Annotated in this window: 10 protein-coding genes; 9 read left to right on the top strand and 1 reads right to left on the bottom strand. The window is 38.4% G+C overall.

Features of this window, described 5'->3' with window-relative positions; all coding sequences use genetic code 11:
• The 7 genes from gatB to rlmD all read left to right on the top strand — a co-directional run bounded on the left by gatB (position 1) and on the right by rlmD (position 7550).
• Complete coding sequence (gene gatB, locus L6W14_RS19870; RefSeq protein WP_048394874.1) at positions 1-1428, top strand: Asp-tRNA(Asn)/Glu-tRNA(Gln) amidotransferase subunit GatB; 1428 nt, start codon at positions 1-3, stop codon at positions 1426-1428.
• A gap of 157 nt (positions 1429-1585) precedes the next feature.
• Positions 1586-2149, top strand: coding sequence for a thioredoxin family protein (locus L6W14_RS19865; RefSeq protein WP_131521995.1), 564 nt, complete (start codon positions 1586-1588; stop codon positions 2147-2149).
• Positions 2150-2221: 72 nt separating this feature from the next.
• Positions 2222-3136 carry a diacylglycerol kinase gene (locus L6W14_RS19860; protein ID WP_004225701.1) on the top strand — a complete coding sequence of 305 codons (915 nt, stop codon included), beginning with the start codon at positions 2222-2224 and terminating at the stop codon, positions 3134-3136.
• A 432-nt stretch (positions 3137-3568) separates the two neighbouring features.
• The gene (locus L6W14_RS19855; protein ID WP_131521994.1) at positions 3569-4915 is read left to right on the top strand and encodes a cytochrome ubiquinol oxidase subunit I; all 1347 of its coding nucleotides are present in this window, start codon (positions 3569-3571) and stop codon (positions 4913-4915) included.
• Positions 4912-5937, top strand: coding sequence for a cytochrome d ubiquinol oxidase subunit II (locus L6W14_RS19850; protein WP_131521993.1), 1026 nt, complete (start codon positions 4912-4914; stop codon positions 5935-5937). Before L6W14_RS19855 ends, L6W14_RS19850 begins: the two co-directional genes overlap by 4 nt.
• A gap of 13 nt (positions 5938-5950) precedes the next feature.
• Positions 5951-6073 carry a cytochrome bd oxidase small subunit CydS family protein gene (locus L6W14_RS23115; protein WP_004225690.1) on the top strand — a complete coding sequence of 41 codons (123 nt, stop codon included), beginning with the start codon at positions 5951-5953 and terminating at the stop codon, positions 6071-6073.
• Positions 6074-6182: 109 nt separating this feature from the next.
• Positions 6183-7550 carry a 23S rRNA (uracil(1939)-C(5))-methyltransferase RlmD gene (rlmD, locus tag L6W14_RS19845; protein ID WP_237898748.1) on the top strand — a complete coding sequence of 456 codons (1368 nt, stop codon included), beginning with the start codon at positions 6183-6185 and terminating at the stop codon, positions 7548-7550.
• Between the two features lie 220 nt (positions 7551-7770).
• Here the strand turns inward: rlmD and L6W14_RS19840 are convergent, their stop codons facing one another.
• Positions 7771-8496 (bottom strand): FadR/GntR family transcriptional regulator, encoded by a 726-nt coding sequence (locus tag L6W14_RS19840; RefSeq protein WP_237898746.1) that lies wholly within the window; start codon positions 8494-8496, stop codon positions 7771-7773.
• A gap of 225 nt (positions 8497-8721) precedes the next feature.
• On the opposite strand from L6W14_RS19840, the gene L6W14_RS19835 reads away from it, so the two are divergent.
• Both L6W14_RS19835 and L6W14_RS19830 read left to right on the top strand, forming a co-directional pair.
• Positions 8722-10107, top strand: coding sequence for an FAD-binding oxidoreductase (locus tag L6W14_RS19835; RefSeq protein WP_237898745.1), 1386 nt, complete (start codon positions 8722-8724; stop codon positions 10105-10107).
• Positions 10108-10118: 11 nt separating this feature from the next.
• On the top strand, positions 10119-11102 hold the full coding sequence (locus L6W14_RS19830; RefSeq protein WP_237898743.1) for a bile acid:sodium symporter family protein: 984 nt from the start codon (positions 10119-10121) through the stop codon (positions 11100-11102).
• Positions 11103-11350 lie beyond the last annotated feature (248 nt).

The following is an 11350-nucleotide window of genomic DNA, read 5'->3' as shown; positions in this document are numbered from 1 at the left end:
ATGAACTTTGAAACAGTCATTGGTTTAGAAGTACACGTTGAGTTGAAGACTAACTCAAAAATCTTCTCACCAGCACCAGCTCACTTTGGTGCTGAACCAAATACAAATACAACAGTAATCGATTTAGGCTATCCTGGGGTCCTACCAGTCCTGAACAAAAATGTAGTAGATTTCGCTATGCGTGCAGCGCTTGCACTCAATATGGAAATCGAACAAGAAACAAAGTTTGACCGTAAAAACTACTTCTATCCAGATAATCCGAAAGCTTATCAAATTTCACAATTCGATAAACCAATCGGTAAAAATGGTTGGATTGATATTGAAGTAGACGGCTATACAAAACGTATCGGTATCACGCGTCTTCATATGGAAGAAGACGCTGGTAAGCTTTCACATGCTGGTGACCATTCACTAGTTGACTTTAACCGTCAAGGAACACCGCTTGTTGAAATCGTTTCTGAGCCAGATATTCGTACACCAAACGAAGCGTATGCATATCTCGAAAAATTAAAATCGATTATTCAATATACTGACGTATCTGATTGTAAGATGGAAGAAGGCTCATTACGTTGTGATGCCAATATTTCTATTCGTCCTTATGGTCAAGAAGAATTTGGTACAAAAACAGAGCTTAAAAACCTGAACTCCTTCAACTATGTTCGTCGTGGTTTAGAGCATGAAGAATTACGTCAAGCAGATGTATTATTATCTGGTGGCGTGATTGAGCAAGAAACACGTCGTTTTGATGAAAAAACAGGTAAAACAATTTTAATGCGTGTTAAAGAGGGAACAGATGATTACCGTTACTTCCCAGAGCCAGACTTAGTTCGTCTTTCAATTGATGATGCGTGGTTAGAGCGTGTGAAATCTGAAATTCCAGAGCTTCCAGATGCTCGTAAAAAACGCTATGTTGAAGAACTAGGCTTAACACCTTATGATGCTGGAGTTCTTGTTATCTCTAAAGAAATCTCAGACTTCTTTGAGGCAATGGTAGCAAATGGGGCAGATGCTAAGCTTTCTGCTAACTGGTTAATGGGTGATGTTTCTGCTTATTTAAACGCAGAGCAAAAAGATCTAAAAGATACTGCATTAACACCAGAAAACCTTGCTGAAATGGTAAAATTAATCACGGACGGTACAATTTCTTCTAAGATCGGTAAAAAAGTATTTGCTGAATTGGTAGAAAACGGTGGCTCTGCACAGGATATTGTGAAAGCAAAAGGCTTAGTGCAAATTTCCGATGAAGGTGCATTACTAGCAATCGTAACAGAAGTTTTAGATAACAATGCTCAATCTATCGAGGACTTCAAAAATGGTAAAGACCGTGCGATTGGCTTCTTAGTTGGTCAAATTATGAAGGCAACAAAAGGTCAAGCTAACCCACCAATGGTTAATAAATTATTACAACAAGAAATTGCCAAACGATAATACTCGTTGTAACATAATAGCCGAGAGAGCTTCATTGCTCCCTCGGCTATTACTATTCAAAAATGTAACAAATTTGCATTTTGTGAAACTTAATAGTTGTTTAAAAAGCGTATCCATAGCAAAATATAGAATAGACAGTAATAAGGGGGACGAGCCAATGAAAACAGAACAACAGTATTTTAATGAAGCTATATCAATACAGCAATATATGGAGAACATGACGACGTTAAAAGAAGAAAGCTTTCGTATTTATGATGGCTTTGAAGTACCAACAAACGATGGTTTTATTGCGTTATTAAAAGAAAAACAACCTAAAATTTTAACGATTACAGAGGATTGGTGCGGAGACGCAATGTTAAATAATCCAATTATTCGCCGTATTGCTGAAGCGGCAGGATTAGATATGCGTACCGTTTTCCGTGATGCTGATACAGAGCTAATTGATCGTTATTTAACAAACGGTGGTCGTGCAATTCCAATTTATCTATTATTAGATGATGCTGGAGAAGTGATTGGAAAATGGGGACCACGTGCACCTGAATTACAAGAGTTCGTCGTAACGAAACGAGCAAGCTTACCAGATAAAGAAGATCCAACCTTTGAAGAGGCTCAAAAGGCTCTGTATGCAGAAATTCGTGAGGAAAATATCTCCAATCAAACATATTGGATATATGTTTATGAGGACTTTAAGAAGCAAGTAACAGAAGCATTACAAAAATAACAAGAGCATTGCAACATTTCAACGTATAAATCGTTGAATGAAGTAGAATCTTATGAAGCAGGAAGGTATGTTATGAAACGAGCAAGAATCATTTATAATCCTACATCTGGACGCGAAGTGTTTAAGAAACATCTACCAGAGGTGTTGGAAAAACTAGAGGTAGCAGGCTATGAGACATCCTGTCACGCAACAACATGTGAAGGCGATGCAACGCTTGCAGCAAAAAATGCGGTAGAACGCGGTTTTGATATCATCATCGCAGTTGGTGGAGATGGCACATTAAATGAAGTTGTTTCAGGTGTAAGTCCATTTGAAAACCGTCCGAAAGTTGGTCTAATTCCAATGGGCACTACAAATGATTTTGCCCGTGCCGTGCATATCCCTCGAAATATTGAAGAGGCAGTAGACATTATTATTCAAGGCGACACATTGCCAGTGGATGTTGGTCTCTTAAATGGCGAACGCTATTTCATCAATATTGCTGCTGGCGGACGTATTACAGAGCTTACTTACGAAGTACCAAGCAAAATGAAAACAATGCTTGGTCAGCTAGCCTATTATGTAAAGGCAGTTGAGATGATTCCATCCATCAAAGCCTCACATATGCGCATTGAATATGATGGCGAAGTATTTGATGGCGACGCTATGATGTTCCTATGTGGGTTAACGAATTCAGTAGGCGGCTTTGAAAAACTAGCTCCTGATGCAAGCATTAATGATGGTTACTTTACTTTAATAGTGCTAAAGAAGGTAAGTCTTCCTGAATTTATTCAGCTAGCTGCCATGGCACTAAGAGGCGAACATTTAAATGATGATCGTGTCATCTACAAGAAAGCTAGTGTTGTCAAAGTGACTACAGAAAATGAGGTCCACCTTAACCTCGATGGCGAATATGGCGGAGACGCTCCTGCTACATTTGAAAACCTAAAGCGTCACATCGAAATCTTTGTTCCACTCGCAGATATTCGAGAGGAAGACCGTATTTAATGAACCCGAAAAGCTCATCCGATTTTATTGAGGATGAGCTTTATTTTGTATTTTTTGGTTGATTGCTTGAAGCGCTCTCAAAGGAGGTGAGGCCGCTCCAAATTAAAATTCCATCATTAGAATAAAACTGGCTAAATCCCATAAACTAAGCTTTAGAAGTAAGAATGTGAATGAAATTAGAAAAATGTTTGGCAAATGTGCGTATATTACTTGAACAAAATTTGAAACCTTAATAATAGACTGAAGTTTCGGTCCGTTATTAAGGTTTTTTTCGTTGGAATAGTGGAAAATGGGGGTATGGATAAGGGAAAGGAAGTGTTGCCTTTGTATAAGTCACAAGAAAAGAAGCTTATATGGCTAAGCTTTGGTGTTGCAATCATTATGCTACTTTCTATTCTTGGAAGAATATTTGGAAGTTAAGGGGGCAATGAGATGATTAATGAATCAGCGGTCTATTGGAGCCGAGCATTAACGGAGTTAACATTATCGTTCCATATTATTTATGCAACAATTGGTGTGGGTGTCCCGTTAATGATTATGATTGCTCAATGGACTGGGTATAAAAAGAATGATGAACATTATATCTTAATGGCAAGACGTTGGGCCCGTGGTTTTGTCATTACTGTAGCAGTCGGTGTGGTAACTGGAACCGCAATCGGCTTACAACTATCATTATTGTGGCCTAATTTTATGCAACTCGCTGGTCAAACAATTGCGTTACCACTTTTTATGGAAACGTTTGCATTTTTCTTTGAGGCGATATTCTTGGGCATCTATTTATATACTTGGGATCGCTTTGATAGTCAGAAAAAGCATATGCTTCTGTTAATCCCTGTTGCTGTCGGAGCATCCATGTCAGCAGTCTTTATCACAATCGTTAATGCTTTTATGAACGCACCAAGAGGATTTGATATCGTAGACGGAGAACTTGTTAATATTCAACCTTTTCTTGCAATGTTTAACCCCGCCATGCCAACGAAGGTTGCACATGTACTTGTGACAGCGTACATGACATCGGCTTTTGTGCTAGCAGCTATTGCAGGATTTAGAATGTTAAAAGGCTCGAAGCATGTATACCATAAAAAATCACTACTTTTACTAATGAAAATTGGCTTGATTTTCTCCATAGCAGCCGCTGTGATTGGAGATTTTTCAGGAAAATACTTAGCCGAATATCAACCCGAAAAACTAGCAGCAGCAGAATGGCATTTTGAAACAGAAGGTAAGGCGTCTCTTGTATTATTTGGTGTCTTAGATGGAGAAGAAGTTAAATATGCTATTAAAATTCCGTATGCTTTAAGCATTCTTGCACATTTTAATCCTAATGCAGAGGTAATCGGCTTAGATCAATTTGAGGAAGAGGATCTACCGCCACTCTATATTCACTATCTCTTTGATATCATGGTTTCCATTGGTATGTTTATGCTGCTAGTTTCATTACTTTATGTTGTAGGGAAAGCACGGGGCTGGCAGTTTATTCATTCAAGATGGTATAGATGGATTATCGTAGCGGGTGGACCACTATCAATTATCGCCATTGAAGCAGGTTGGTGGCTTGCCGAAGTTGGACGTCAACCATGGATACTTTATGGACTAATGCGTACACCTGAGGGAGCTACGACGAGCGACCATGTCGATTTAATGCTGCTTTTATTCGCAGGCGTCTATGCAGTATTAGCAGTGGGAAGTATTGTCGTATTGGTAAGAATGTTTAAAAAGAACCCAATCGAACGCGAGATTGAAGATCGCCACTCTGAAAAAGGCGGTGACATCCTATGACGTTAGAGATTTTAGGTATTTCAGTATTATGGATATTCCTATTTGGCTATGTCATTGTCGCATCAATCGATTTTGGTGCTGGCTTCTTTAATGCATACAGTCTACTTATTGGAAAAAATCATATTTTAACAAATATTATTAAACGTTATTTATCGCCTGTTTGGGAAGTTACCAATGTCTTTTTAGTATTCTTCTTTGTAGGAATCGTAGGATTTTTCCCGCAAACCGCTTTTTATTACGGAACGATTTTACTTGTGCCCGTTAGTATTTCGCTTGTACTATTGGCAATTCGAGGCTCCTATTATGCCTTTGAATCGTATGGTACACGAGGCCATATCGGATATACACTGACATATGGTGTAGCAGGTTTATTAATTCCCGCTTCTTTATCCGTTGTCTTTGCCATTGCTGGTGGAGGCTATGTTGATGTAATTGATGGGCAGCCTATGCTGAACTACTGGACTTTATATACAAGTCCATTTGCTTGGAGCATAGTGGTACTCAGTATCGCTGCTGTATTGTATATTTCAGCCGTATTTTTAACATGGTACGCGCATAAAGCAAATGATAGCGAAGCAACGAAACTGATGAGAAAATATGCTCTTGTGTGGGCAGCACCGCTAATGATTAGTGCGCTTGGCATTATGTATGAAATGAAATCCATCAACCCAGAGAGCTACAGTCATATGGTAAATTTATGGTGGATGTTTGCGATTTCAGCTGTCTTATTTATTGTCACAGTCGTACTCATTGCCATGCGTAAAAAGTACGGACTTGCAGTTGGGCTCCTGATTGCTCAATTTGCCGTAGCCTTCTTTGCTTATGGAATAGCTCAATATCCATACCTACTGTATCCGTATTTAACCATTTACGATAGCTTTACAAGCACACAAATGGCGATTGCTTTAGTTATCGCATTTATTTTAGGACTGTGTCTTCTTCTTCCTTCACTTTATTTATTGATGAAACTATTCTTATTCAATAAAAAATATGTGACAGGAAAAGAAGACAATCACGCATAGGAGGAAAGCACATATGCAAAGTTTTTTAATTTTTTATGCACCTTTTATTGTCGTCATACTTGGGATCTTGTGTGCATTTTGGTGGGCACCAAGGGATTATCATATTACAAAAGAGCAGGAAAAGAGTCGCGAATAGCGACTCTTTTTTCAAGTTAATTAGCAGAGACACGCAACAGCCAAGTCTTGTTCTTTTTTCATTCGCCAACACATGCTACAATAAGGAGATTGAAATGGAGGATGTACGAATGTCAGCACCCGTAAAAAAAAATGAACGACTTTCAGTTTATATAGAAGATCTAACGCATGATGGCAATGGTGTCGCAAAGGTTGAAGGTTATCCACTATTCATACAAGGCGCACTGCCAAACGAAACGGCCGAAATCCATGTGTTAAAAACATTAAAAAACTATGGCTTTGCAAAGGTAATAGATATTATCAAGCCATCTCCAGACCGTGTTGAAGCTCCATGTGATTACTTCAAGCAGTGTGGCGGCTGTCAATTACAGCATTTATCCTATGAGGGGCAGCTAAAATGGAAAGAAAATATGGTGCGCAATGTGATGCAGCGGATTGGTAAAATTCATGCACCTGTTCACCCAGTAAAAGGTATGAAAGAACCTTGGCACTACCGTAATAAAGCACAAATTCCTTTCTCTGAAAATGAAGCTGGACAAGCGATTGCAGGCTTTTATAAAACAAAAACGCATAGCATTGTGGATATGGATCGCTGTTTAATTCAAACAGGAGAAGCAGATGCTATTCTTGCAGGCTTGAAAAAGGAATTAGCAACGTTAGGTGTTCGCTCTTATAATGAGCATACACATGAAGGGATGTTGCGTCATGTCGTTATCCGTAAAGCACGAGCAACAGGCGAAGTCATGGTTGTCCTTGTAACGAAAAAGAAAAAGTTCCCACAAAAAGAGGCAGCTATTGCAGTAATCCAAAAGCTAGTGCCAAACGTTACATCAATTATGCAAAATGTGAATAGTGAGAAAACCAATGTTATTTTTGGTGATGACACAATCAACCTTTGGGGTAAAGACGTTATTATTGATACAATTGGTGACGTACGTTTTGAAATCTCTGCTCGCTCCTTCTATCAAGTCAATCCAGAGCAAACAGAGGTCCTCTACAAGCAAGCACTAGATTATGCTGACTTGCAGGGAGATGAACGTGTCATTGATGCGTATTGTGGAATTGGTACGATCTCTTTATTCCTTGCTCAAAAAGCAAAGGCTGTCATGGGCGTGGAAATTGTCCCACAAGCGATTGAAGATGCCAAACGCAACGCACTGCTTAATGGCTTTACAAATACTTATTTTGAAGCAGGCCCAGCAGAGGAAGTTATCCCAAGATGGTATAAAGAAGGCAAGGAAGCAGACGTACTAGTCGTCGATCCACCGCGCAAAGGCTGCGATGAAGCACTGCTAACTACGATACTAGAGCAACGACCAAAACGAGTGGTCTACGTATCCTGTAACCCAGCCACACTAGCACGTGATCTTCGCATTTTAGAGGATGGCGGCTATCAAACGCAGGAAATCCAGCCAGTGGATATGTTCCCGCATTCGACGCATTGTGAAGCCGTGGCATGGCTTAAGTTAAATGTGTAACACATTACTAAACTCATCTATACAATATAAAAATTACCGTTTTAGGACGGAATTTAGTTAAAATCAATAAAAACTCGGATTCGATCAAATACGAATCCGAGTTTTTTTCGATGTAATTTCTTCCATCTGAAACCTTCACTAATTGAGTCAATTCACATTGACAAAAACCATTCAGAACATCCCATCACTTATAAACTATATATAATTGTGTATCTCTAGTTTAATTGTTTTTTTCTCCAATATGACTTAAAAGAGACTCTGTCAATTCTCGTCTTATTTGCGTGATATGGTTTTCCATGAGTTGCTTAGCTTGGTTCGCATCTCCAGAAGCAATGGCTAAGTAAATTTTTTTATGTTCATCGATGGTTTCTTGCGTTCGTTCTGGATCTTCCAAGCGTTGTCTGCGGGTAGCTCGGATTGTGTCTTGCATATGCTCACTAAGGGTTTGAAATAATTGCAAAAATATAGAGTTATGTGAAGCGAGTACAATATTATGATGGAAACTTAGGTCTGCTTGAATTCCTAATTCTACATCATTTTTACCTTGATCCATCATGTCTAATGCTTTGCTTATTCGTTCTAAGTCTACAGAAGTAGCTCGTCGGGAAGCTAAAAAGGCACATTCTACTTCAAGTGCTTGGCGAAGCTCCAACATTTCATAAATTAATTTTTTTTCAGTATTTATAATTGTAGAGGAAAGCTCTTCACCTAAAGTATGGGATTCTACTGTTTTAATAAAGCTACCACTGCCTTGTTTAATTTCAATAAATCCCTTTATTTCAAGCTTTCGAAGTGCCTCTCTTACGGATGTCCGACTGACATTAAAACGACTCGCTAATTCTCTTTCTGTCGGGAGTTTATCCCCAGGCTGTAATTCACCATTTAAAAAATATTCCTTTATTTGATCAACGATTACCTGATACGCTTTTTTCTTTGGTTGAGGCATTACCTATCTCACCACCTTAAATACATAGTACTATAAACGCTTTAATCATACAGAAATACAGCATGTTTATCAATTTACGAAAAAAATTAATAGTTGATATTTTCTGAATATTTAGTACAATGTAAAAAGGTTGGACCAATTTTAAGAATACGGTGAATTGGTATGACATATAAATTTATCAATTAAACAATCCAAATACTATGAGAGCAAAAGGGGAAGGAAAAAATGATTATTACAAATGAAGAATTAGTGAGGGCCCTACGAAATGTTCTTCCAGAAATTGAAGTGACAATTAATCAAACGATTTTAGAACAGCATAGCAGTGATGAATCCTATCATAGTGCCTGTCTACCCGATATTGTGGTGTTTCCGACAAAGACAGAAGAAGTGAGTAAGATAATGAACATAGCAAATCAATACAAAGTACCAATAGTGCCATTTGGAAGAGGAACAAGCTTAGAAGGACATGTGATTCCTTATAATCATGGGATAACAATTGATTTTTCACTCATGAACAGAATAGTAGAAGTTAGAGAGAAGGACTTTCTTGTGAAAGTTCAACCAGGGGTGACACGTTCTCAATTGAATAAAGAGTTAAAGAAATATGGATTATTTTTCTCCGTAGACCCAGGAGCAGATGCGACAATTGGAGGAATGGCTGCAACAAATGCTAGTGGGACAACATCTGTTAAATATGGAACTATGCGCGATCAAGTTCGAGATTTAGAGGTTGTTCTGTCAGATGGAACCGTGATTCATACAGGGAATTTAGCAGAGAAATCTTCATCGGGCTATCATTTAAACGGTCTATTTGTTGGGTCAGAGGGAACACTTGGTTGTTTTACTGAGTTGACGTTAAGAGTTTATGGTATTCCTGAATGTGTCATGGCTGTTAGAGCGTCCTTCGAAACAGTGAATGATGCTGTGGAAGGAGTTGTGAGTATTCTACAAGCGGCAATTCCTATTGCAAGAGTTGAACTTGTAGATGAACCTTCAATGAAGCAAGTGAACTTGTATAGTCAAACAGCTTATGAGGAACAACCAACCTTATTTTTAGAGTTTGAGGGGAATGAGGCTGGCTTAAGGCAGGATGTAGAATTTATGAAAGAGATTGTAGCGGCTCATAATTGCAAAAATATTGAATTTGAGATGGATAATGCAGCCCGAAATCAGCTATGGGAAGCTCGCCATAATTTAGCTTATGCCTATGTCCATGGTCATCCAGGAAAAAAACTAATGGTAACCGATGTTTGCTTACCGATATCCGAGTTAGCAGGTGCTATTGAACATGCAAGAGAAGCACTTGATATGTTAGCGCTTACAGGTGGGGTTGTTGGACATGTTGGTGATGGCAATTTCCATGTACTATTAATGATTGATATGAATGATCCAAAGGAAATAAAGAAAGCTGATGAATTAAATGAGTTGATTGTGATGTATGCACTAGAACGAGGAGGAACTTGCACAGGAGAACATGGTGTGGGCATTGGTAAGCAGAAATATCAAGAGAAAGAACACGGTAAAGCACTTCTAGTGATGGAAAAGATTAAACAAGCACTTGACCCTGACACACTTTTCAATCCGAATAAAATATTGAAAATAAAAATATAGGGAGTGGAAATATGAAGATTTTAGAAACGATTAGTACCATTGCTGGTAAATACTTTGCTATATGGGTTATTTGTATTGCTGTTATTGCCTTTATAGCTCCAGAACCCTTTTTAATATTTGGGGGGTATATCACGATTTTGCTAGGCATTGTTATGTTTGGCATGGGTCTGACGCTAAAAGCAGTAGACTTTAAATTGGTTATAACGAATCCAGTACCAGTCATTATTGGTGTATGTGCTCAATATGTTATCATGCCACTTTCCGCTTTTTTAATTGCTTATATAATGAACTTGCCAGCAGAATTAGCTGCAGGGCTAGTCCTTCTTGGATCTGTACCAGGTGGAACTGCTTCAAACGTCATGGTGTATTTAGCTAAAGGAAATGTACCTTTGTCCATCACAATGACATCCTTTTCGACATTATTAGCTCCAATTGCCACACCATTCATCCTATTATTGCTTGCAGGTAAATGGATGCCAGTTGATCCCATAGCGATGTTTACTTCAATTATTCAAGTAATTATTATCCCTATTATCCTAGGGATTATTATCAGAAGAGTTGTTCCTCAAATCGTAGAAAAAAGTATTAATGTGATTCCTCTTATTTCAGTAGTTGCTATTATGATTATTGTATCTGCTGTTGTTGCTGGTAATGTCGATACCATCGCTTCGGCAGGCTCCATTATTTTTGCAGCTGTAGTGCTTCATAACGCATTCGGATTGTTATTTGGTTATATAACAGCTCGTGTATTAGGCCTCGATGAAAGCAATCGAAGAGCTATTTCAATTGAAGTTGGCATGCAGAACTCTGGTCTGGGTGTAGCGTTAGCTACTGCCCACTTCGGTCCCTTAGCGGCCCTACCTAGTGTACTTGGGGCTGTTTGGCATAATATTTCTGGTCCGATTCTCGCTACCTATTGGTCGAAAAAACCAGAGAAACCAGAGGTACAGTATAATAAACAGATGCAAGAAGATAACCGCAGAACTCAAATATAGAAAGTAAATATTTGAGTTCCACCCGATAGTAGTGCAGTCATATTATCTATTTTGTTTAAATCCACCTCACAAATGGATCCATTCGAAAAAATATAGAAATGAAAATTAGGTATAATAAAAGTAGATGAGGTAGAAACAATCTATACCATCTACTTTTTTGTTTGTTAAAATACCATTTAGGACTGATTTTCGTTAAAATAAACATTGTTGATTTTTGCATTAGCTAATGAGATAAATGTAACATTTGA

It is taken from the genome of Lysinibacillus sp. ACHW1.5, assembly GCF_022014815.1.
Lineage (GTDB): Bacteria > Bacillota > Bacilli > Bacillales_A > Planococcaceae > Lysinibacillus > Lysinibacillus capsici.
The sequence above is the reverse complement of the archived record's forward strand: the minus strand, read 5'-3'. Positions and strand labels throughout refer to the sequence as shown.

Bases quoted from the DNA above. Each gene is read 5' to 3' on its own strand.
- L6W14_RS19860 (WP_004225701.1), top strand. From the start codon at position 2,222: ATGAAACGAGCAAGAATCATTTATAATCCTACATCTGGACGCGAAGTG.
- gatB (WP_048394874.1), top strand. From the start codon at position 1: ATGAACTTTGAAACAGTCATTGGTTTAGAAGTACACGTTGAGTTGAAG.
- L6W14_RS19830 (WP_237898743.1), top strand. From the start codon at position 10,119: ATGAAGATTTTAGAAACGATTAGTACCATTGCTGGTAAATACTTTGCT.
- L6W14_RS19855 (WP_131521994.1), top strand. From the start codon at position 3,569: ATGATTAATGAATCAGCGGTCTATTGGAGCCGAGCATTAACGGAGTTA.
- L6W14_RS23115 (WP_004225690.1), top strand. From the start codon at position 5,951: ATGCAAAGTTTTTTAATTTTTTATGCACCTTTTATTGTCGTCATACTT.
- L6W14_RS19840 (WP_237898746.1), bottom strand. From the start codon at position 8,496: ATGCCTCAACCAAAGAAAAAAGCGTATCAGGTAATCGTTGATCAAATA.
- L6W14_RS19850 (WP_131521993.1), top strand. From the start codon at position 4,912: ATGACGTTAGAGATTTTAGGTATTTCAGTATTATGGATATTCCTATTT.
- L6W14_RS19835 (WP_237898745.1), top strand. From the start codon at position 8,722: ATGATTATTACAAATGAAGAATTAGTGAGGGCCCTACGAAATGTTCTT.
- L6W14_RS19865 (WP_131521995.1), top strand. From the start codon at position 1,586: ATGAAAACAGAACAACAGTATTTTAATGAAGCTATATCAATACAGCAA.
- rlmD (WP_237898748.1), top strand. From the start codon at position 6,183: ATGTCAGCACCCGTAAAAAAAAATGAACGACTTTCAGTTTATATAGAA.